Here is a 20,900-nt window from a genome sequence, read left to right on the forward strand (position 1 = left end):
CCCCAGGCGACCAAATAGTAGGAAACACCATGCGCTCAGAATTTATCTTCACATCCGAATCTGTATCCGAAGGACATCCTGATAAAGTTTCAGACCAGATTTCCGACGCGATTGTAGATTTGTTTCTGTCCAAAGACCCAGAAGCACGCGTGGCTTGTGAAACCCTCACGACGACGGACCGGGTCATTCTGGCCGGCGAAGTACGCGGCAAAGGCATGATCGATACCGATGGCAATTGGGCCCCCGGGGCGCAGGAAGAAATCCAGACGGTTGTTCGCGATACGGTCAAGAAAATTGGTTATGAGCAAGAAGGTTTTCACTGGCAGAACCTGACCTTTGAAAATCACCTTCACCCGCAGTCCGCGCATATCGCGCAGGGTGTCGATGAAAGCGGCAACAAGGATGAAGGTGCCGGTGACCAGGGCATCATGTTCGGCTATGCCAGCGATGAAACACCGGATCTTATGCCGGCAACGCTGCAATATTCCCACCAGATTTTGAAACAGATGGCAGCCGATCGTCACAGCGGAAAAGCACCGTTTCTGGAGCCCGACAGCAAGAGCCAGGTAACACTGCGCTACGTTAATGAAGTGCCGGTGGAAGCGACCGCACTAGTCGTTTCGACACAACATGCGCCTGGCTATTACAAGGACAGTGACAATCCAGCGCTTTATGAAGAGCTGCGCGAATATGTCATGGGTGTGTTTCATTCGGTGCTGCCAGATGGTTTTATCACCGACAATACCGTCATTCACGTAAACCCTACCGGACGCTTTGAAATTGGCGGCCCGGATGGTGACGCAGGCCTCACAGGGCGTAAGATCATTGTGGATACTTATGGCGGTGCAAGCCCGCATGGCGGCGGTGCATTCTCTGGCAAAGACCCGACCAAAGTCGACCGGTCTGCTGCCTATATCACACGCTATCTGGCGAAGAATGTTGTCGCTGCCGGTCTGGCCAAGCGCTGTGCGATTCAGCTGTCTTACGCGATCGGTGTGGCAGAGCCGCTTTCGATCAACGTCGACCTACACGGCACCGGAACGGTGAGCGAAGAAAAGCTTGAGGAAATCCTGCCAAAACTGGTCCGCTTGACGCCCAAAGGCATCCGGACGCATCTCGGTCTCAACAAGCCAATCTATAGTCCGACGGCTGCTTATGGACATTTCGGACGCAAGCCCAATGGTGATCTGTTCACATGGGAAAAGACCGACCTGGTGGATGCTCTAAAAGCGGCTTTGTAATTTTCGTCAGGGCTGCTAACCGCGCCGCATGACGAGCAAACAGAATCAAGACCCGACCACTATCCGCCAGCTTTATGGCCGCAGGCAAGGCCATGCCCTGCGCGAAGGACAGGTGGAACTGGTCGAGAAACTGTTGCCGCAGATCAGCGTGCCGACAGAGGGACCGGTATCTTCTGCATCGCTATTTGGCGACAATCGGCCACTGCATTTTGAAATTGGCTTTGGCGCGGGCGAGCATATGGCGGCGCGGGCGGACATGTTGCCCGATCACGGCTTCATTGGCTGTGAGCCCTATTTGAACGGGGTGGTCGGAGCATTACAGCATATCCGTGAAGGGGTCCTGCCCAATATTCGCTTGCATATGGGCAATGCGCTGGACGTGCTGGAACGCATACCCGATGGGACCTTGAGCTTTGTCTATTTGCTGCACCCCGACCCTTGGCCCAAGGCGCGTCACGCAAAACGGCGGTTTATGAACCACGGTCCGGTTGACATGATTGCGGCCAAACTAAAGCCCGGTGGTGAATTCCGGTTCGGCACCGATCATCCGGTCTATCTGGAATGGGCGATGATGATCATGAATCAACGCAATGAGTTTAACTGGCTTTGCGATAGCCCAAAAAACTGGATGATCCGTCCGGGAGGCTGGCCGGAAACACGTTATGAGGCCAAAGCCCGCCGACAAGGGCATGAAGTCTGGTATTTCCGCTACCAACGCAGATGAGTGTGTAGCGCGGTTTCCCGTTAACGTCGTTTTACTGCAATCTATATTTGAATTGCTTTGTAAACAGCGAGTTAACCCCGAATTTATTCGCCGCCGTAGGCATTTTGTTAACCCTCCCAATCTATAGATTGCTTAACCAAAAACCGGGTCGCACAGCTTTTGGATATTTTAGGGGGTTACGCACAGGAATGGGCGGCATTTCACCAGATACTGACGTGGCAGACGCCCAGCCCGCAATAGCGGGCAGCGCAACCCCGGCTGATTTGAATATTCAATCCCGCAACCGGCACTTTGCCAATGCGGCAATGGAGCGCCGGCGCTGGGTTGGCGGCGACCCCTATGCGACAGCCTTTTTCAACGCGCTGTCGATTACCTTTCCAAAGGGCGAAACCTTCTTCATGAAGGTCCTCAAGCAATATCGCGACGAAGTGCCGGAAAAACTGGCGCGGGAAATTCGCGGCTTTGTGCAACAAGAAGCGGTCCACAGCCGTGAGCATCTGTTTTTCAACAAGCATATCGAAGATTCTGACTTTGATACTTCCCGTCTGGAACAGACGCTGACCGACGTCATCGACAATATCGCCAGCATGCCGCTTATCATGCAGCTGGTAGCGACCACTTGCCTGGAACATCTGACTGCCATCATGGCTGCCGAATTTATCGCCAATCCCAAGCATTTTCATGATGCCGACGAAGAGCAGCGCAAAATGTGGCTTTGGCATGCATCCGAAGAGGTTGAGCATAAGGGTGTCGCTTATGATACCTGGCTGCACGCCACTAGGGATTGGAGCCGGGCAAGACGCTGGGCCACCAAATCCGTGTTCATGGTTCGCATTTCAATGGGCTTTGCCAAAAACCGCACCAAAGGCATTTTTGACCTGTTGCGGCAGGATGGTATTTCCGGTCCACGTGCCTGGTTTGGTTTCTTGCACTATGCCTTGGTCAGTCCAGCGCCATTTCGGCGGACCTTATTGCCATGGTTTCAATTTTTCCTGCCCGGCTTTCATCCCTGGAACAAGGATGATCGCGACCTGATCCAGCTGGCTGAAAGCGAGTATGAAGCCGCGATCATGGACCAACCGGATCAGGACGATACCATTGCCACCTTGGGCGAGCGTAAGGTCAAGAAACGTCTCAATAAAGTTGCATAGCCTTACGCGGCGAGCGGTCGCATGACATCGCTTTCCATATCGCCTTCCAGGGACAGCTGAAATTCAACCGCTGCAACCGAGCGATTACGCCCTTTGCTAAACCGAGGTTCGGTCCGGCCCGTCCGGCGAAAGCCAAGTTTGGTCAGGACATTACCCGACGCCGGATTATCGACGAAATGGCTTGCCACTATTTCGCGATATCCAAGGGCCTTTGCTGTCTCCAGCGCAGCGCGACCTGCTTCGGTAGCATAGCCCAGACCCCAGTGGTCCCGGCCAATCCAGTAGCCCAGTTCGATACTGCCATCGGCCATCTGGTCGATACCGCAAGTGCCAACCAGGCAAGGCGCGCCAGCCGTTCGCCGGTATATCAGCCAGCGTGGGCTTTTGGGGTTGTAGGGAAGCGACAGGAACTGGTCAGCATCATCCCGGTTATAGGGCCACGGGGCACTGGCCAAGTTGCGGACAATCGCCTCGTCATTAATTGCTTTGTACAGTGCGTCAGCATCCTCGGGCCAACCGGGTCTGAGCAATAATCTTGGCGTTCTAGCAAACATCGGGACTCTCCGTTTTTCTGATCATGTTCGACCAGAGTCAAAAATTTAACCGCCCCTGCGTTGGTTTGACCGCCCTCTACAATGGAGCGATGACAACGCAGTGACATTTTCGGCAGGGAGAGACAAAAAAAGGGAGAGGGGGTGACCCTCTCCCTGAAATCTGGTGGTTCTTTTTGAACCATCCGGGTCATCCCTCAAAGGACAACCCGTTATCGATTGTCCGGTTATTCGGCGGCTTCCGCCATGGCGTCGACAGACACATATTTGCGGCCGAGCTTGCCCTTGTGGAATTCCACTTTGCCATCAATGAGCGCAAATAGGGTGTGGTCCTTGCCCATACCGACATTGCGACCCGGATGGGTCTTTGTGCCGCGCTGGCGAATAATAATATTGCCGGCCACAACCGCTTCGCTGCCATATTTTTTGACGCCTAAACGGCGGCCTTCTGAATCACGGCCGTTACGCGAGGAACCGCCTGCTTTCTTATGTGCCATGGTTTAGTCCTTCTTCTTCGCAGCTGGCTTTTTAGCAGCTGGCTTTTTGGCTGGAGCCTTCTTGGCTGCAGCTGGTTTTGCTTCGGTCTTGGCCGCGGCTTTTTTAGGCGCTGCTTTTTTCGCTGGTGCCTTCGCTGCAGCTTTCTTGGCCGGAGCGGCCTTTTTAGCAGGCGCAGCTTTCTTTTCAGCAGCTGGTTTCGCATCCGCAGGTTTAGCAGCTTCCTTTTTAGGAGCAGCCTTCTTGGCAGCTTTGGCAGCACCGATGGCATTGATCTTCAGCACGGTGTGCTGCTGACGATGGCCGTTTTTGCGGCGATAATTGTGCCGGCGGCGCTTCTTGAAGATGATAACCTTCTCGCCTTTTTCCTGTGCAACAATTTCAGCAGCCACGGTCAAACCTTTGACGTCCTTCATATCGCCGCCGTCACCAGCCAGCAAAACGTCATCAAGGGTTACCGAATCACCTGCTTCACCAGCAAGTTTTTCGACTGCGATTATATCTCCTGCGGCAACACGATATTGTTTACCGCCGGTGCGCACTATAGCGAACATGGCATTTTTCCGTTTCAATCTTGTGGTTCCAGCGCGCAAGCAAGGAAACGCGAGTCTCTCGGCTCACGCTGGAAAGAGTGCGCAGCTACTAGATGGGCATGGCTGTGTCAACCGGTATTGGGCGATTTTTAGGCAAGTTTCTGCTTTCATCTGCCCTCGCCGTTCGTGGTGGCGCTATCACACTTCATTCCGTTGCAAAGGCCATTGCCGCAACAAAAACCACGGCCTAAAGATGTATCTATGAAAATTTCCCTGTTTCTGATCCTGGTTCTCGGCCTCTCCTTGTCCGCCTGCGCTATGCAAGAAGGGGATTTTCCGTCCCTTGCGAAACGACCCTATGAGGATGCCCCGGCCATAACAGATACGGCTGCGCCGACACCGGCCCAGATGGCTACGCTTCCCGTCGCGCTCAGAAACGCCGTTGATGCGGCTATTCGGCAGAGCAATGCAGCCCATCAGGCATTCCTGGGTGATTTGCCCAAAGTGAAGCAAAGCGTATCGGCAGCACGCGGCGCCGCACCATCCAGCGAATCGTGGGTGGTGGCGCAGGTGCAGCTATCTTCGCTCGAAACGGATCGCAGTCCCTCGATATCGGCACTGGCGGATATGGATGCGCTTTATATGCAGCGGCTTGATCAGGAATTTTCCGGGGAAGAAAAAGGGGCAGCGGCTCTTATCGCAAAATCGCGTGAGCGCATTGAAGCTCAAGTTTCCAATCAGCAACAGGAAATCGAAAAGCTTAAATCTGGTTTGCGCTAAAGGCTCTATTTTTGGGCAGCCTCTACGGCGGCTTTGTGGACTTTGGCATTTTCGACATAATGCGCAACGCCCATCCGCATGCCTGCAATTGCCGGTTCGGGCAGATCGCGCATATATTTTGCCGGTGAGCCAGCCCAAAGCTGTCCTGTCGGGATTCTCTTATTGGGCGTCAAGGTTGCGCCCGCCGCTAACATTGCATCGCCTTCTATGACGCAGCCATCCATGACAGTCGTGCTCAGACCTACAAAAGCCCGGTCTTCGAGTGTCGCACCATGCAGCATGACCATATGGCCGACCAGCACATCATCCCCGATAATTGTCGGATGGCCGTTGGGTGTCGCTGGTGTGGCACTGTCACAGTGAATGGTGGTACCATCCTGAATATTGCTGCGTGCGCCAATTTTGATGTAATTGACGTCCGCGCGGATCACGCAATTATACCAGATGCTGGATTCTGGCCCGATTTCCACATCGCCGATAATTTTGCAGCCCGGGGCGATAAATGCTGTTTCATGAATTTTGGGCGTTTTGCCATTAAAAGGCAGGATAAGAGGGTCGGTCATGCGTCGGTTTTCCAGTCTTTGGCTTCGATTCGGTAGACAATGGTCGGGTTCAGCTCTTCCCCATAATTGGGATCATGAAAATCCAGTTCAGGCTTGTGCGTCATGCCCAGCCTTTTCATCAGACCCAGCGAGGGTTCATTACCCTGAACGGTCAATGCCACAACGAAAGGCGCTTTGTGGTGTTTGAACGCAAGGTCCATGGCGGCGGTAGCGGCTTCTCTTGCATAGCCTTGCCCCCAGACATCTTCGCGCAGCCGCCAGCCTATTTCATAAGCGCCGGTCAGTTTGGGTTGCGGCGCATTAACGCGCTTCAATCCGCAAAAGCCGAGCAGAGCATTGTCTGATTTTCTCTCCACAATCCAAAAGGTGTGGCCGAAATCACGGTCATAGCCTCTGATCCGTTCAACCGCTTCAAGGAATTTTTCAAGTGATTGTACGCCGCCAAGCCAACGCGTAACCTTGGGCGTGTTGAGATATTGCATGAACGGGTCAATATCCTCGTCTCGCCAATTGCGCAGACGCAATCGTTCAGTTTCCGCGATAATGTCACTCATGAAGCAGCCGGGCCGCATCGGCGGCGAAATAGGTCAATATGCCGGAACAACCAGCGCGTTTAAAAGCAACAAGCTTTTCCATCATCAAGGCATCGCGATCGCCAATGCCAGCGGCGGCGCCCGCGGCAACCAGTGCGTATTCTCCTGATACTTGATAGGCGAAAACCGGCACGTTGAATTCGTTCTTGGCGCGGTAAATAATGTCGAGATAGGCGAGGCCCGGTTTGACCATCACGCTATCTGCACCTTCAGCAATATCCATGGCAATTTCGCGCATGGCCTCATCGCTATTGGCAGCATCCATTTGATAGCTTTTCTTGTCACCTTTCAGGGTACCGCTAGATCCTACGGCATCGCGGAAAGGGCCATAAAAGGCGCTTGCATATTTGGCAGCGTAGGACATGATTTGAACATTGTGATGGTGCGCCAATTCCAGCGTATCACGAATAGCGCCGATCCGCCCATCCATCATATCGGATGGTGCGATAATATCGGCCCCGGCATTGGCCTGATTCAACGCTTGTTTGGTCAACATATCAAGCGTCCGGTCATTCTCGACATAACCACTTGCATCGATCAAACCGTCTTGCCCGTGAGTAGTATAGGGGTCGAGCGCGACATCGGTGAGCACGCCAATATCATCGCCCAGTGCATCTTTTATCGCCTTGGTTGCACGGCACATAAGATTGTCGACATTTAGCGCTTCTGCGCCGTCATCGCTGCGTTTGTTGGATGGCGTGTTGGGAAACAGGGCAATACAGGGTATGCCTAGATCACGCGCCTCCTTTGCGCGCTCAACAATCAAGTCTACTGACCATCGCGATACGCCCGGTAGTGAGGTAACTGGCTCCTCGACGTTGCTCCCATCCGCAATAAACAACGGCCAGATGAGATCAGCCGGCGTCAATAAATTCTCACGAACCATAGCGCGGCTCCAAGCGGAAGCACGCGTGCGGCGCAGTCGGGTGCGGGGGAAGGCAGGATCTTGGGTCATGGAAGTTCAATATAGAGTGGCGGCACCATAGGGCAATTGAAATAGCAATTTGAAATGCTTGGAGCGACTGATCAAAAATTTACATTTTTGTAAAGATTTACAGAATGCGTATGGCCATGAACTGGTCTATATGCCTTGAGATGAAAATATCGCTTTAGGTCATTACCGACTCCAATTCCTCCAATAAGGATATAGTATATGCCTCGCAAATCCCGTTTCGTAGCGTCAGCCATTCTGGCGACATGCTTGACCTTGTCGGCCTGCGGTAGTGCAGATGATGAAGATAGCTTGACCGGTGCATTCACCAAAGGCTTTGACGAGAGCTGGAATTCCGAATTTGTCGCTGGTTGTGTCACGGAATCGAAAAAGGCAGGCGCGACTGAAGCCGACGCTACTCCAATATGCACCTGTCTGGCGAAGGAGCTCGACAAAAGCCTCGATGGGATTAGCGAGAAAATGAATCCGCCAGAGGCAAAATTGGAAGCAGCTAGCGAAATCTGTCTGGGTGAGCTTTAGGGCGGACGCCTTAGCTGATCGACTTCTTGCCCAGTCGGCTGATTTCACGCTGCTTTTCCGTGGTGCTTGAAGCGCTTTTCAAAGTACCAAGCGCCGCGCCAGGCTTCACTTGTTGCAGGCGTTGCAATTCGCTTTTGAACCGTCTCAGCTCTTTTCCGGCGAGTTTTGCCCGTTCGATAAATTTCACGGAATTCGGATTGATTGCCCGGCCATTGCGGTAAAGCTCATAATGCAGATGTGGGCCTGTCGATAGGCCGGTAGACCCGATATACCCGATAATCTGTCCCTGCCGAACACGCGCGCCATTGCGAACGGCGATACGGCTCATATGTGCATAGCCCGATCCCAACCCGCCATTATGTCTGATTTTGACGAACTTGCCATAGCCACCTTTACGCCCAGCAAACGAAACCTTGCCGTCAGTCACGGCATATATCGGGGCACCATAGCCACCGCCAAAGTCGATGCCGCTATGCATTCTTTTATAACGCAAAATCGGATGACGACGCATACCATAGCCAGAGGTTTTTCTGCCGCGTGTTGGCCGAACCAGTTCGCCGCGAGATTGACCGACACCGGATGCCTCAAACCAGTTGGAACGCCCGCCACTGGCCCATTTCAACATCTGTGCCTTGGCTTTGCCATCGCGCTCTATACCGGCATAGAGCAAGTCACCGACTTCGACTTCACCGGTTTCGGCGCGGCGATAGCCAAGGATTATGTCAAATTCATCGGTGGAACGGATGTCCCGTGATACCGACATTTTCTTGCCAATGACCTGCAGATATTTTTGTACTGCGTCAGCCGGTGCCCCAGCCGCACGCGCAGAGCGATAGAGGCTGGAGCCGACAACGCCTTTGATCCGAAGAGGCGTATCATCAACAAGGATTGGCTTGCGATTAAGTGCAAGTTTGTCACCATTGCGCAAAACTTCGAGATTCAAATCAAAACGGGCTCGAAAGGCGAGTTGGTCGAGTGGACGCGGCTGGTTCTTGGCAGGGCGACGACCAAGAGTTACATCAATCTTCGTGCCCGGTTTGATTTCATCCAAGGTCACAGCGCCAGCAACCAGATCGGTGACTTCTCGCGCTTCCGCATTGGCAACCCCGGCGCGCTGCAAAACCCGGCGAAGGCTGTCGCCGCGACCCAAGGTGGCGACCAGTTCAATCGAGGGGCGTTCAGGGCTTTGTGCAAGCGGACGTACTGCATCAGTCGCTGCCATTCTAACTCCGGTATCGGAGCCGTAGGCCAATGGAGCAATCATTTGTGAACGGGCTTGATCAGCCCGAAAGCCGGTAAGTGCCGCAGTTTGATGTCCGCTAATTGGACCAAAGTCGGGTAAGCAGGAAATGGCAACGCCGCACAGCAGAACCAGTGTTGCAAGACCGCGAAACCAAGTGAAACTGCCGATGTCGCGGCCGAGATCAGGTACCCAGTCGGTTTGTGCAAGTTTTTCGCGCCAATCCTCAGATAGGCTGGCAAAGACTTCCGGCATGGCAAATGGCGACGCGGGCGGGTCTGCTGCAATAGCGGCAGCTCCATTTCCCTGATCGGCAAGCATGTCGATACTTTTGTACAAATGCACCCCTTGGCGACACTATCTTTAACTACTCAAAAGATAGAACTCCATCGCAATAATATTTCTTTCTCTGTGAAGGAATAGGGTTAATGTCAAATTAAGATCGGGCTTTCATTCTATGCTATGCGGTAAAACGTGTAAATTCGCGGCTATCCGGTCATCACGCCAAGAATCTTGCCGATTTTACAAGAATTCTGCTTGCCAGTTTGATGCCGATGCGGTGAGGTAAGGCAAATGTCTGCTTTCTCCCAGTCTTCTGTCATCGCCGTTCTTGGTCCGACCAATACCGGCAAAACCCATTTGGCGGTCGAGCGATTATGTGCGCATTCCAGCGGGATGATCGGTTTTCCGCTGCGGCTATTGGCGCGAGAGGTTTATGATCGCGTGGTTGCTTTGAAAGGAGCTAACCGGGTCGCTTTGGTAACCGGCGAAGAAAAAATCATTCCACCCGATGCGCGCTGGTTTCTGTGCACGGCGGAAGCCATGCCGATTGACCGTGATTTCAGCTTTGTTGCGATTGACGAGGCGCAGCTGGGGATCAACCCAGAACGCGGCCATATATTCACTGATCGTATGCTGAATATTCGCGGACGGGATGAAACGATGATCCTGGGCTCCGACAGCCTGCGGCCCCTAGTCGAGCAGTTGATCCCGGAAGCCGAAATTATTTCCCGCCCGCGTTTTTCAACGCTGAGCTATGCAGGGCCCAGGAAGCTATCCCGCCTGCCGCGGCGATCAGCGATTGTCGCTTTCTCGGTAGAGGATGTTTACGCGATTGCAGAGATGCTCCGCCGACAACATGGCGGTGCTGCTATCGTAATGGGATCACTGTCGCCGCAGACCCGCAATGCGCAGGTCAAAATGTATCAGGATGGCGAGGTTGATTATCTCGTCGCTACCGATGCAATTGGTATGGGATTGAACCTGGACGTCTCGCACGTTGCCTTTGCTTCCTTGAAGAAATTTGATGGCCGCCGCCGTCGCCGGCTGACCCTTGCAGAAATTGGTCAAATTGCTGGTCGCGCCGGACGTCATCAAAAAGACGGCAGTTTCGGTGTACTTTCCGGCCTAGCTTCTTCCGACGAATTGGAGCCGGAAGAAATCGAACGGCTAGAGGATCATGCTTTTCCGCGATTGGAATGGCTCTATTGGCGCAATGCTGAACCGGACTTGGCGAGCGTCACCAGTCTGATTCAATCCCTGGAAGACAAACCAAAAGACAGACTGCTTCAGGCTGCCCCCGAGGCCATTGATCTGGCGGTGCTAAAACGATTGGCTGAAGACCCCAGTGTCAGCCGCCTGGCGACGGGGCCGGACAAGGTAGGATTGCTATGGGAAGCGGCTTGTATTCCGGATTTTCGCAAAGTGGGTGCGGATCATCAGGCGCGCTTTGTTGCCTCTCTCTGGCCTTATCTCGCGCAGGGTAATGGTCGTATTCCTCATGCCCGGATGGCACAGGAAATCGCCCGACTGGAAAATGTTCAGGGCGACATCTCGACCCTTGCCGCCCGTATATCCGCAGCCCGCAACTGGAGCTATATTGCGCAAAAGTCGCGCTGGGTCGAACAGGCGGACATGATGGTAGAACGCACTCGCTGGTTGGAACGCCGGCTCAGCGATGCCATGCATATGCAGCTAACCCAGAGATTTGTCGACAAACGCACCCGTGTATTGATGCGAGGGCTTCTGAAGGGAGCCTTGCCGCAAGACATTGCATTGGAAACGGACGGTGCTGTATTGGTTGACGGGCTCGAAATTGGAACGCTGAAGGGCTTTCAATTTATCGTGCCTTCGGATAGCCGGAGGGAAGACCGCAAGATGTTGCTCGCAGCAGCAGAAAGATATTTGGGACCGATTATGACCGATAAAGCCGACGCACTGGCAAAAGCCCCCGATAGTGACCTGAAGCTGGCTGCGGATGAATCCGGCCAACCGGTCATTTATTGGCAGGACGCAAAATTGGCTGTTCTGAGCAAGGGCAAGAATCTGCTGAACCCGGAAACAAAATTCGATCATGCCCTCAAAGATCTATCGCCTGAAAATAGCAAAAAGGCCGAAGCGCGTGTTAAGCAATGGGTCGAAACGATGAAGGCGAAGCATCTTGAGGGGCTCGTCAAAATTGATGGGCTCGCCAATGATGCAAACACGCCGGCATCTGTACGTGCACTATTTGCGCAGATCGTCGAGGCAGGTGGAATCATCGCGCGGCGCCAGATCGATCAAGCCGTGCGTGCGCTGGACAATGATATGCGTGGGGTTGCTCGGCGTGGCGGATTGGTCTTTGGTGCGTTGGATATTTTCCATCACGCATTGATGAAACCTGGTGCTGTTTTATGGCGTACGGCGCTGTTTGCAGCATTGGATGAACAGCCGATGATTGCATTGCCGGGCGATAATGCAGTGCATCTCAAAGAGTGGAAATTTGCGGCTCCAGATCATGCCAGCCGACTTGGCTTTCGTAAGATTGGTCCTGAATATGTGCGCGTTGATATGGCAGAACGGTTGGTTAAACAGGCCCATGAAGCGCGGCAAGCAGGTCCGGTTTTTGCGGTAGATCCAGCACTGGCAACTTCTCTGGGACTATCGACAGATGTGCATGACGCATTGCTTGATATGGCAGGATTTGAAACAACGGATGACCTGCCGCAAACTGTGGAGTCCAGTGTTACAGATGAGCCAGAGGTCGCCGCAACTCCGGCAGCCGAAAGTGCAACCGAGAAAGCGAATACAGAAACAGCGGAGCCATCGACTCCAGATGATAGCCCCCAAGCTGAGGCGCCCGTCAAATATTGGCGCTGGAAAGGGATGGGCAAAGCGCGTTCGGGGAAACCGCCAAAGGTCGGCGGCAAGAAATCGCACGGTAAGCGGCCCAAGAAATCTGGATCCGCGCAGCGGAAATCCGAACCGGTCTTGGCTACTGCAGGCGGTGCGTTTGCCGAATTGGCTGCCCTAAAAGAGGCGATGAAAAAATAGGATGCCGCTTTGAAGGGAAGAAAAGCTGCTGAAAAGAAGCCTGACCCAGGGGCGCTCAGGATCGACAAGTTGCTCTGGTTCCTACGTTTTGCCGGCAATCGAACGATGGCCAAAAAGCTGGCCAACAAAGGCCATGTGCGTCTCAATGGTCGCCGGGTAGATCGCGCTCATATGATGGTCCGCCAAGGGGATATTTTAACGATTCCGCAAGGACGTGAAGTGCATGTAATCCGAATAGCGACGCTTCCTTTACGGCGCGGAAGCGCTCCTGATGCGCAAAGTTGTTTTGAAAGGTTGCGCACTGGCGAATGAAATAGGACCGAAAAGCAACTGTTGACGTTCCCAATTTTGCGCAATAGCAGAGATGAGACGACCGGGAATATTACGGTCTTTAGGATGGAGTAGACGACCCAATGACTTATGTTGTTACCGACGCATGTATTAAGTGCAAATATATGGACTGCGTTGAGGTCTGCCCCGTGGACTGTTTCTATGAAGGCGAGAATATGCTCGTCATCAATCCCAGTGAATGCATTGATTGCGGTGTTTGTGAACCAGAATGCCCTGCTGAAGCGATTTTGCCGGATACCGAAGACGGTTTGGAGAAATGGCTCGAAGTGAATACAAAATATTCCGAAAGCTGGCCCAATATTACGGTCGCCCGCGATGCACCGGCTGATGCCGATGACTTCAAAGGCGTTGAAGGCAAGTTTGAGGCACATTTCTCCGAGAAACCCGGCGAAGGTGACTAAGCCCTCTTGAATTGAGTAAAACCGGCATCATATCCCTCGGCGAACAGAGGTACGCCGGGCGATTAGTTGTGCGTTGCAACGAAAAATTGCTTTTTTGTGACGAATCTGCTAACACTAATGTCGGTTAGCGGCTGGGCACGGGGGGTGTTCGGTCGTTATATATATGAACAAAAGGGTTTTTTCGTCGGGGTTTTGAGAAATTTGACCGAAATCATCCTTCTTTTCCTTAGAGAAAGAAAGGCTTTATATGGCTGCGAATACGCTGTCCTTTGATGTGGGCGATTATGTCGTTTATCCGAAACACGGTGTGGGTCGTGTTATCGAACTGCAAAATGAAGAAATTGCGGGCATGCAACTGGAACTTTATGTTCTCCGCTTTGAAAAAGAACGCATGACACTGCGAGTACCTATGAACAAGGCAGAAGGCGTTGGGATGCGCAAACTGTCCTCTGACAAGACTCTGAAAGAGGCTCTTGAAACCCTAAAAGACAAGCCGAAAGTCAAACGCTCCATGTGGTCGCGTCGCGCTCAGGAATATGAAGCGAAAATCAACTCGGGCGACCTTGTTTCCATTGCCGAAGTGACACGCGATTTGTTCCGCGCTGATGATCAGCCAGAACAAAGCTATTCCGAACGTCAGATTTTCGAAGCAGCATCGAGCCGTCTGGCTCGCGAACTGGCTGCGATGGAAGAAACTGATGAGCCAACAGCATTGGCGAAGATCCTGGAAATCCTGAATATTGCCGCACCGCAATATTATGAGGTGAAGGAAGACTGATTGCTTTGATCTGAATTTAGATCGATAACATCAAGGGCCGCTCCAGAAATGGGGCGGCCTTTTTTGATCCTTGCAGCTAACAAAAAAAGGCGACGCTTTTCAGCGCCGCCTTTTTTGGACCATTTTTGTCTGCCGATTGGAGCAGAATATTAGAATTCGTAGCGAATTCCGAACTGGATCCGCCATGCAGAACTGGACACGGTTACGTCATTGTCATCATCGGGATTGAAACCTTCGATAACATATCGCCCTTGCCCATCAACGTCTCCATCGACGACATCAACAAGATCGCCGCGGCTCCGCGACTCGTTCCACTCGCCGTCAATTAGATTAAGGACATTGTCAAAATCAGCAAACAGTTCGATTTTGTCTTCTACGCCGAACAGGCGACCTGGACCCGGGATCTCTTGGCTGAGGCGCATGTCCATATCGAAGGTCCAGTCGTTACGGCAAGTGTTGCGTCGGATGGACTGACCAGCTGTAAATCCACAGTTCGTACCGTTTACATAGTCTATCAGTGATTGAACTGCAGTGAGGTCTGATCCGCCAATGCGATCACCAGTTGTTGCATCAAAGATTGGCTGAGCAATATTGGGATCGTCCGTACCGGTTGGAATGTACAACAACGCATTGTCGCTACCGGATGAACCGTCGGCGAACACGCCACCACCGTCAAAGGTCAGGCTGTAAGGTCGGCCGGATCGCGCCGTGAAAAACATAGCCAATTGCGTGTCAAAGCCATCAATAAACTGTTCTTCAAAATTTGTAGCAAAGGTAAAGTTATGCCTTGTTTCAAAGTTTGATGTCGAAGTGGCCGGATTTTGCCGGTCGAAAGCTGCCGTCACGTCAAAGTTCGATGTTGCGGTTGAGCTACCGACGTTTCGATAGTTGTTCGAATCTGTGAAAGCATAGCCAAAGTTGATCGACACGCTACCGTTCTCTGTGAAGATGCCTTCGTTGAAGCGCTTCGACAGAGCCAAAGAGAAGGTGTGGCTGTCATATGACCTACCGTTGGTCAGTTGGATGAAGTCATCTACGCCAACTGATGTTCCGTCAGGATCAAGGAAGCATTCTGCCGTCACGTTGCTATAGGTTGGTGGCGTGCCGCCTGTTCCTTGCAGTTCTGCATTGCAACCTGGCGTCAATATGTTGATAGCCTGATAGATTGGGCGACCATCTACCGTGAAACCGTTCAAACCTTCCGTGATATCTGGTACTTGCACGAGATCAACGAAATTCAAAGGATCGTTGAACCGGGAATATATGTAGTCAAGATTTAAGTTCCAGTCGGAGAAGAAACCACCGTCCGTTCCAAATTGTGTCGAGAGACCAAGATTGGCACGAAACACTGTTGGAATGTCGAAATCAGGATCGGTTGATTGTACATCACCACCACCAGCGGCAGCTCGCGCCGAAGCGGCTTGAACGGCGCATTGTGGAAAGCCGGTGAACTGACCACTGGCGTCCAGCACGTTGAAACTGCCATCGGGGTTGACCAAGCCTGCACATTCGCCGCTGAGTGTGCTTCCATCTACAGATGAAAAACCATTATTTGAGAATGCATTAGAGAAGAAAACGACAGGATCACCGCCTGAGAACCAACCGATTCCTCCGGTGACCGAAGTTGACCGAAAAAAGCCATCATTGTCGAAATCATACGTTGCGGCGAAGCGCGGCAGAATCACGGGGTCAATCTTGCTGAACGGATTGGAATTGGTAAAACCAAAGCGCTGCAAGAATGACGGGTTAGCTCGAGGCGCATCTCCGTCATAAATCTGAACCCGCAGGCCAGCGGTTACATTTAATTGGTCCGTTGCTTGCCATTCGTCCTGGGCATAGAACGAATAAATCTGTCGGCTGAACAATGCGGCTGCTTCATTAATATCGCCGGAAGGAGTGGAACGAATGGTAGCTCCGCCTAACCTCCGGTCGCGCTCGCCTGGGGCAGGCGGATCTCGCTGCAAATTATCAGCGATGTCACCAAATACGCCGGACGAACCACCAGCTGCAACAACGCCATTTTGAAAGTCCGTTAAATTGCGGAAATATATTGTGCCCGTTGCGTTGATCGCAAACAGGTTAAATACTTCGAGATCGTTCAGTTCTGCGCCCAATTTGATATTGTGGTCCCCGGCACTGATTTTCATCTGAAACTTTGCTTGATCAACAGTCTGGTCAAGCTGGTTGGCGGACCGGAAAATACCTGGGCCTGTCGACAGAACGCCATTTTCTGTTGGACCAACAACGCCGACGGCTAGACGAACGACGGGGTTGTCAGACTGAGCTTCACCACCACCAACTGGGCCCTGGACATCACCGACTTCGGAGCGAGACAATCGCAGTTCGGTAGAAACCTTATCCGACCAATCTGAATAGAGACGGATGGAATAGTAGTCAGAGATGGTTCCTTCATCTTCGAAGCTATTGAGACCGGTAAGATTTTGGCCTCCAAAGTCTGACTCAACGTTGGTTTCTTCAAGGCGCTGATAGGTCGCTTCAAGACGGTGGTCGTCCGTAATATACGCATCAAGACGCCCAAAATAGCGAACACTGGATTCTGGTAAAGCGCGTGGATAACCGCCAACATCTATGCCATATACGTTCTGAGCAATCTGAGAGAATTGATCGAACTGTGCTTGCGTAACGAATTCGGCTTCATTGGGGAAACCAGAACCAGCCGGGCCAAAGTCATTGGAATCGCCAAGATCGGTTTCTTCATAGCCTGCGAAGAAGAACAGGCGATCCGGAATGATTGGACCAGAAAGGGTAGCGCCCCAGCGTTTCTCCTGGAATGCCGCTGGAACGAATGATTCGCCGCCAGCTGTATCACCGCGCAGACCTTCGTCACGGAAGGTGAAGAACGCACTGCCGTGGAATTGATTTTGGCCTGATTTGGTGACCACGTTGACCGCACAACCAGTGAAGTCGGAATATTCAACGTCAAACGGCGCGAACTCAACCGAGGTTTCACGAATGGCATCAAATGGCAGAGGCAGAGCATTTCGAGCTGCGAAAGGTGTGCCGTTCAAGCCAAATGTATCGGCCTGCACAATCCCGTCGACGGTGAATGTATTAGAGCGATCGTTACCGCCCAAGCAGCTGATACGATCAACTTCGTTCGCGCGATCAAGGCTCACGCGCGGGTCAATACGAATGATGTCGCGAATATCGCGGGAGATGCTCGGAAATGCTTCCAGCGTCTCTACGCCAAAAGACTGGCCAGGACCAACTGCAAGCTGGGTTACATTGGCCCGCGTTCCGGTAACAACGATGATATCTTCGGATCCGCCCGAAGCCAGTTCGAAGGTAAACTGGGTATTGCCCTGCAAGTTGATGAATACATCTTCAACGGTCTGTCCTTCGAAATTAGGAGCCGTCGCGGTAATTGTGTAAGGGCCGCCGGGAACCAGTGAGGCTGAACGGAACTGACCGTTGCCTGAGGTCGTGGCCGTACGCTCTTGGCCGGTCCGTGTGTCGGTGATGACAACGGATGCACCGCTAATTGGATTGCCTGCATCATCGCGAACTTGGCCTTCAATACCTGAAGTAATCTGTTGCGCTGCGGCTGGTGTTGCCATCAGGCCGGCTGTGGAAAGGCTGACAACGCTGGCTGCCAATAGATATTTCATTTTCATGTTAAGGTTCCCCATTTGCGGTCTTGTACAATCGATGGACACAATCTGGGTGTGCAGCGGTCAGCACACATTTGTGTAATCGAAATGCTCCCTAGGGGGGTAAAATGACAGTTTTGTCTCAATCGCAACGACTTTGTTTTGCGCTGCAACAATTAATTTTTATCCACAGTTTATCAAGGGCTTGGAAAATCGGCCGATAAACGGCCCGGCTTCACAGTGGAGTGAAGCTATCCTATTGAATTAAAGTATTTATTGATTCCAAAACAGCGGAAAAGTCGCTCGTAACGACTGTTCTTGACTGTTGCGAATTTATCACGATGTCTGCATGCACCTGTGAAGGTTCTACAAATTTTTCATGCATCGGATCGACCTGACTGGCGAATACTTCCCGCACCGAGTCGGCAGTGCGGCCACGCTCCCTGACATCGCGTTCCAGGCGTCGCTCGAACCGGATGCCACTATCGCATCGCACGAAAACAGACAGATCAAAAAGTTGCCGCAATGGCTTGTGATGCAGGATCAATATGCCGTCGACCAAAATGATCGGGCGCGGTTCGGTAAGCTCCGTTTCACTTTTTGGCAGATGTGTCGGAAAGTCATAAAGTGGGCGGTCTATTGCCCGGCCCAGTTTGAGCAAGGAGAGTTGCGCGCACATCTTATCAAAATCGACCGCATCGGGATGATCAAAATTAGGACCTCCCTTACCCTCTGGCGCATCGCCATAACCAAAGAAATAATCATCCTGAGGCAGGATGACGCATTGGTCAGGGCCTAGTGACTCATGGATATGAGCAGCCAGCGTTGATTTGCCCGAACAGCTGCCCCCGCTAATCCCCACAACTTTTGGAGTCATGCCAATCCAATTTCGCGCAGACGTTCCATCAGATAATCATGCGCCGTAATCGGCTCCGGATAGAGATCGGGATGGTTCTGATCGATGCATTGCGGCAGCGTTTCGATCAGATAGTCCGGTCTGAAATGCAGGAAGAATGGCATGGAATAGCGTGAATGGCCGCGGCGTTCCGGTGCCGGGTTGACCACCCGATGGGTAGTGGATGGCAGCCTGTTGTTGGTCAATCGCTGCAACATATCGCCAATATTGACGGCCAATTCACCCGGCTTTGGTGTCACCGGACGCCAATTGCCTTGCTTGTCCAAAAGCTCCAATCCCGCTTCCTCGGCACCGATGAGCAAGGTTATCGTATTGATATCCTCATGCGCAGCTGCGCGTACAGCGGGCGAATCCGCTGGCACCGGCGGATAATGGATCAGGCGTAAAATGCTGTTCCCATCGCGCACAGTGTCGTCGAAAAAATCGGGCTCCAAGCTCAAATAACGCGCAATTCCTTCCAGGATCCGCTGCCCCGCTTTGTCAAAGGCGGCAAAGAGTTCGAGGTAGCAATCGCGAAATTCATCCAGTTCTTCAGGCCAGATATTGGCGCTCATAAAGGGTTCGAAAGCATGGCCATCAGGAAGCTGCCGACCGATATGCCAAAATTCCTTCAGGTCATGGATATCGGAGTCCTTGGCTGCCTCTGTCCCAAAGGGTGTATAGCCGCGTGCACCGCCGCCACCGGGAATATGATATTTCCGCTTCACATCGTCAGGCAATGCAAAAAAGGTGCGAGACATCTGTTCCGCTTGTGCGATCAGATCATCCGATATGCCGTGATCGCCGATTATGGCGAAACCCCAATCTGAAAAGGATTGCCCGATGCGGGCGGCAAAAGCATCCTTATCCTGATCAGCCAGGCTGAGCGAGATGGAAGATAGCGTATCATGGGGTTGTGACATGGCTCTATGATGCTCTGCTAAATCAGTTTGTCAATCTATCGGGCTTACCCAAGGGATAATAGCAGGCCAGCCAAGGCCGCACTCATCAGATTGGCGAGCGAACCGGCTGCTAATGCTCTTAGCCCAAGGCGTGCAATAACCGGACGCTGATTGGGCGCGAGCCCGCCAGTAACGGCCAGTTGAATGGCGATCGAAAGGAAGTTGGCAAAACCGCACAAGGCAAAGGTCACGATTGCGACCGTAAGCGGAGACAGCTCACTGCCCATGCCGCCCAGATCGCTAAACGCGACAAACTCATTGATGACAACTTTCGTGCCGAACAGGCCGCCGGCGGCCAAGGCTTCATCCCAAGGCACGCCAAGCAGGAACATGATCGGGGCAAAGATGTAGCCGATAATCTGCTGGAAGCTAAGCTCGGGCTGGCCGAACCAGCCGCCGATGCCGCCCAATATCCCGTTGGCCAGCGCCACCAGGGCAACAAAGGCCAATACCATGGCGCCAACAGCGACTGCTATCTTGACGCCAGTCTGTGCGCCCATGGATGCTGCCATTATAATATTGGCGGGTTTTTCTTCCTCATAATCTACCGCAACCACCATCTCTTCCGGTGCTTCTGAATCAGGATCATCGGGCATGATGATCTTGGCCATCAAGATTCCGCCGGGTGCTGACATGAACGCAGCAGCCAAAAGATAGTCGATTTTTATTCCCATCGACGCATAGGCGGCCAGTATCGTCCCAGCGACACCAGCCATGCCGACACTCATTACGGTAAAGAGCTGCGATTCAGTGAGCTTTGCCAAATAGGGTCGAATAACTAGTGGCGATTCCGATTGACCAACGAAGATATTCGCGGCGGCACACAGCGACTCCACCTTGGAGATCCCTGTGACTTTCTGGATTCCGCCACCAACCCATTTGATAATGAATTGCATGATGCCGAGATAGTAGAGGATCGATATCAGGGCTGAGAAAAAGATGATTACCGGCAAGGCCGATATCGCAAAGCTGGTTCCGCCCATATCGCTATTCGCCAACGGGCCAAAAATGAAATTTGTGCCCTCACTTGAATAGCTTAGCAATTGAGACACGCCTGCCGACATCGCGCTGATGACCCGCTTTCCCCAAGGCACATATAATACCAGCACCGCAATACCAGCTTGCAGAGCGAAAGCCGCCGCAACCACGCGAAGTCTAATGTTTCGCCGGCTTTTGGATAGCGCCAGAGCCAATATGATGATGATGACCATGCCAGCAATGCTGGTTAGAATAGAAGTCATTGGCGGT

The 20,900-nt window shown here is 52.6% G+C and carries 21 protein-coding genes; 10 read left to right on the forward strand and 11 right to left on the reverse strand.

What is annotated here, in order from left to right:
- The first annotated feature begins 29 nt into the window (after positions 1-29).
- The 3 genes from metK to BS29_RS01975 all read left to right on the forward strand — a co-directional run bounded on the left by metK (position 30) and on the right by BS29_RS01975 (position 3,116).
- The gene (metK, locus tag BS29_RS01965; RefSeq protein ID WP_229955507.1) at positions 30-1,241 is read left to right on the forward strand and encodes a methionine adenosyltransferase; all 1,212 of its coding nucleotides are present in this window, start codon (positions 30-32) and stop codon (positions 1,239-1,241) included.
- Positions 1,242-1,269: 28 nt separating this feature from the next.
- Positions 1,270-1,965, forward strand: coding sequence for a tRNA (guanine(46)-N(7))-methyltransferase TrmB (trmB, locus tag BS29_RS01970; RefSeq protein ID WP_229955509.1), 696 nt, complete (start codon positions 1,270-1,272; stop codon positions 1,963-1,965).
- 188 nt (positions 1,966-2,153) lie between these two features.
- Positions 2,154-3,116 carry a metal-dependent hydrolase gene (locus tag BS29_RS01975; protein WP_229955511.1) on the forward strand — a complete coding sequence of 321 codons (963 nt, stop codon included), beginning with the start codon at positions 2,154-2,156 and terminating at the stop codon, positions 3,114-3,116.
- 2 nt (positions 3,117-3,118) lie between these two features.
- On the opposite strand, the gene BS29_RS01980 is transcribed toward BS29_RS01975, so the two are convergent.
- The 3 genes from BS29_RS01980 to rplU form a co-directional block, all read right to left on the reverse strand.
- Positions 3,119-3,670, reverse strand: a complete 552-nt coding sequence (locus BS29_RS01980) for a GNAT family N-acetyltransferase (protein ID WP_229955513.1) — start codon at positions 3,668-3,670, stop codon at positions 3,119-3,121.
- A 224-nt stretch (positions 3,671-3,894) separates the two neighbouring features.
- A complete protein-coding gene (gene rpmA / locus BS29_RS01985; RefSeq protein ID WP_108811240.1) occupies positions 3,895-4,164 on the reverse strand; it encodes a 50S ribosomal protein L27 in 270 nt (89 codons plus the stop codon).
- 3 nt (positions 4,165-4,167) lie between these two features.
- Entirely contained in the window at positions 4,168-4,716 is a 549-nt protein-coding gene (rplU, locus tag BS29_RS01990) for a 50S ribosomal protein L21 (protein ID WP_229955515.1), read from the reverse strand.
- 98 nt (positions 4,717-4,814) lie between these two features.
- Here rplU and BS29_RS17455 point away from each other — a divergent pair, with 98 nt between their 5' ends.
- The gene (locus tag BS29_RS17455; RefSeq protein ID WP_268255408.1) at positions 4,815-4,946 is read left to right on the forward strand and encodes a hypothetical protein; all 132 of its coding nucleotides are present in this window, start codon (positions 4,815-4,817) and stop codon (positions 4,944-4,946) included.
- 10 nt (positions 4,947-4,956) lie between these two features.
- Entirely contained in the window at positions 4,957-5,475 is a 519-nt protein-coding gene (locus BS29_RS01995) for a hypothetical protein (RefSeq protein ID WP_229955517.1), read from the forward strand.
- A 5-nt stretch (positions 5,476-5,480) separates the two neighbouring features.
- Here BS29_RS01995 and BS29_RS02000 read toward each other — a convergent pair whose 3' ends face one another.
- Genes BS29_RS02000 through hemB form a run of 3 tightly spaced genes read right to left on the reverse strand, consistent with a single transcriptional unit; the run spans position 5,481 to position 7,586 of the window.
- The gene (locus tag BS29_RS02000; protein WP_229955519.1) at positions 5,481-6,038 is read right to left on the reverse strand and encodes a gamma carbonic anhydrase family protein; all 558 of its coding nucleotides are present in this window, start codon (positions 6,036-6,038) and stop codon (positions 5,481-5,483) included.
- Positions 6,035-6,592: a GNAT family N-acetyltransferase gene (locus tag BS29_RS02005; protein WP_229955521.1), complete on the reverse strand. Its 558-nt coding sequence runs from the start codon at positions 6,590-6,592 to the stop codon at positions 6,035-6,037. The genes BS29_RS02000 and BS29_RS02005 overlap by 4 nt, the downstream gene beginning before the upstream one ends.
- Positions 6,585-7,586 carry a porphobilinogen synthase gene (gene hemB / locus BS29_RS02010; RefSeq protein ID WP_229955523.1) on the reverse strand — a complete coding sequence of 334 codons (1,002 nt, stop codon included), beginning with the start codon at positions 7,584-7,586 and terminating at the stop codon, positions 6,585-6,587. Before hemB ends, BS29_RS02005 begins: the two co-directional genes overlap by 8 nt.
- Before the next feature lie 198 nt (positions 7,587-7,784).
- Between hemB and BS29_RS02015 the strand changes: the two genes are divergently transcribed.
- Complete coding sequence (locus tag BS29_RS02015) at positions 7,785-8,102, forward strand: hypothetical protein (protein WP_229955525.1); 318 nt, start codon at positions 7,785-7,787, stop codon at positions 8,100-8,102.
- Between the two features lie 10 nt (positions 8,103-8,112).
- Here the strand turns inward: BS29_RS02015 and BS29_RS02020 are convergent, their stop codons facing one another.
- The gene (locus tag BS29_RS02020) at positions 8,113-9,687 is read right to left on the reverse strand and encodes a M23 family metallopeptidase (protein ID WP_407673737.1); all 1,575 of its coding nucleotides are present in this window, start codon (positions 9,685-9,687) and stop codon (positions 8,113-8,115) included.
- Between the two features lie 228 nt (positions 9,688-9,915).
- Here BS29_RS02020 and BS29_RS02025 point away from each other — a divergent pair, with 228 nt between their 5' ends.
- The 4 genes from BS29_RS02025 (at position 9,916) to BS29_RS02040 (ending at position 14,184) form a co-directional block, all read left to right on the forward strand.
- Positions 9,916-12,654, forward strand: a complete 2,739-nt coding sequence (locus tag BS29_RS02025; protein ID WP_229955528.1) for a helicase-related protein — start codon at positions 9,916-9,918, stop codon at positions 12,652-12,654.
- Between the two features lie 105 nt (positions 12,655-12,759).
- On the forward strand, positions 12,760-12,966 hold the full coding sequence (locus BS29_RS02030; RefSeq protein ID WP_229956920.1) for a S4 domain-containing protein: 207 nt from the start codon (positions 12,760-12,762) through the stop codon (positions 12,964-12,966).
- Between the two features lie 101 nt (positions 12,967-13,067).
- Positions 13,068-13,406 (forward strand): ferredoxin FdxA, encoded by a 339-nt coding sequence (gene fdxA, locus BS29_RS02035; protein WP_109355751.1) that lies wholly within the window; start codon positions 13,068-13,070, stop codon positions 13,404-13,406.
- Between the two features lie 247 nt (positions 13,407-13,653).
- Positions 13,654-14,184 (forward strand): CarD family transcriptional regulator, encoded by a 531-nt coding sequence (locus BS29_RS02040; RefSeq protein WP_108811228.1) that lies wholly within the window; start codon positions 13,654-13,656, stop codon positions 14,182-14,184.
- A gap of 149 nt (positions 14,185-14,333) precedes the next feature.
- On the opposite strand, the gene BS29_RS02045 is transcribed toward BS29_RS02040, so the two are convergent.
- The 4 genes from BS29_RS02045 to BS29_RS02060 form a co-directional block, all read right to left on the reverse strand.
- Positions 14,334-17,819 carry a TonB-dependent receptor gene (locus tag BS29_RS02045; protein ID WP_229955530.1) on the reverse strand — a complete coding sequence of 1,162 codons (3,486 nt, stop codon included), beginning with the start codon at positions 17,817-17,819 and terminating at the stop codon, positions 14,334-14,336.
- A 232-nt stretch (positions 17,820-18,051) separates the two neighbouring features.
- Positions 18,052-18,672 (reverse strand): uridine kinase, encoded by a 621-nt coding sequence (udk, locus tag BS29_RS02050; protein ID WP_229955532.1) that lies wholly within the window; start codon positions 18,670-18,672, stop codon positions 18,052-18,054.
- The gene (locus tag BS29_RS02055; RefSeq protein WP_229955534.1) at positions 18,669-19,613 is read right to left on the reverse strand and encodes an isopenicillin N synthase family dioxygenase; all 945 of its coding nucleotides are present in this window, start codon (positions 19,611-19,613) and stop codon (positions 18,669-18,671) included. Before BS29_RS02055 ends, udk begins: the two co-directional genes overlap by 4 nt.
- 44 nt (positions 19,614-19,657) lie before the next feature.
- The gene (locus tag BS29_RS02060; protein ID WP_229955536.1) at positions 19,658-20,893 is read right to left on the reverse strand and encodes a NupC/NupG family nucleoside CNT transporter; all 1,236 of its coding nucleotides are present in this window, start codon (positions 20,891-20,893) and stop codon (positions 19,658-19,660) included.
- Positions 20,894-20,900: the final 7 nt, after the last annotated feature.

The organism is Parasphingorhabdus litoris DSM 22379 (assembly GCF_020906275.1).
Lineage (GTDB): Bacteria > Pseudomonadota > Alphaproteobacteria > Sphingomonadales > Sphingomonadaceae > Parasphingorhabdus > Parasphingorhabdus litoris.

Coding starts and splice junctions, on each gene's coding strand:
- metK (WP_229955507.1), top strand. CDS start 30: ATGCGCTCAGAATTTATCTTCACATCCGAATCTGTATCCGAAGGACAT.
- trmB (WP_229955509.1), top strand. CDS start 1,270: ATGACGAGCAAACAGAATCAAGACCCGACCACTATCCGCCAGCTTTAT.
- BS29_RS01975 (WP_229955511.1), top strand. CDS start 2,154: ATGGGCGGCATTTCACCAGATACTGACGTGGCAGACGCCCAGCCCGCA.
- BS29_RS01980 (WP_229955513.1), bottom strand. CDS start 3,670: ATGTTTGCTAGAACGCCAAGATTATTGCTCAGACCCGGTTGGCCCGAG.
- rpmA (WP_108811240.1), bottom strand. CDS start 4,164: ATGGCACATAAGAAAGCAGGCGGTTCCTCGCGTAACGGCCGTGATTCA.
- rplU (WP_229955515.1), bottom strand. CDS start 4,716: ATGTTCGCTATAGTGCGCACCGGCGGTAAACAATATCGTGTTGCCGCA.
- BS29_RS17455 (WP_268255408.1), top strand. CDS start 4,815: ATGGCTGTGTCAACCGGTATTGGGCGATTTTTAGGCAAGTTTCTGCTT.
- BS29_RS01995 (WP_229955517.1), top strand. CDS start 4,957: ATGAAAATTTCCCTGTTTCTGATCCTGGTTCTCGGCCTCTCCTTGTCC.
- BS29_RS02000 (WP_229955519.1), bottom strand. CDS start 6,038: ATGACCGACCCTCTTATCCTGCCTTTTAATGGCAAAACGCCCAAAATT.
- BS29_RS02005 (WP_229955521.1), bottom strand. CDS start 6,592: ATGAGTGACATTATCGCGGAAACTGAACGATTGCGTCTGCGCAATTGG.
- hemB (WP_229955523.1), bottom strand. CDS start 7,586: ATGACCCAAGATCCTGCCTTCCCCCGCACCCGACTGCGCCGCACGCGT.
- BS29_RS02015 (WP_229955525.1), top strand. CDS start 7,785: ATGCCTCGCAAATCCCGTTTCGTAGCGTCAGCCATTCTGGCGACATGC.
- BS29_RS02025 (WP_229955528.1), top strand. CDS start 9,916: ATGTCTGCTTTCTCCCAGTCTTCTGTCATCGCCGTTCTTGGTCCGACC.
- BS29_RS02030 (WP_229956920.1), top strand. CDS start 12,760: ATGGCCAAAAAGCTGGCCAACAAAGGCCATGTGCGTCTCAATGGTCGC.
- fdxA (WP_109355751.1), top strand. CDS start 13,068: ATGACTTATGTTGTTACCGACGCATGTATTAAGTGCAAATATATGGAC.
- BS29_RS02040 (WP_108811228.1), top strand. CDS start 13,654: ATGGCTGCGAATACGCTGTCCTTTGATGTGGGCGATTATGTCGTTTAT.
- BS29_RS02045 (WP_229955530.1), bottom strand. CDS start 17,819: ATGAAAATGAAATATCTATTGGCAGCCAGCGTTGTCAGCCTTTCCACA.
- udk (WP_229955532.1), bottom strand. CDS start 18,672: ATGACTCCAAAAGTTGTGGGGATTAGCGGGGGCAGCTGTTCGGGCAAA.
- BS29_RS02055 (WP_229955534.1), bottom strand. CDS start 19,613: ATGTCACAACCCCATGATACGCTATCTTCCATCTCGCTCAGCCTGGCT.
- BS29_RS02060 (WP_229955536.1), bottom strand. CDS start 20,893: ATGACTTCTATTCTAACCAGCATTGCTGGCATGGTCATCATCATCATA.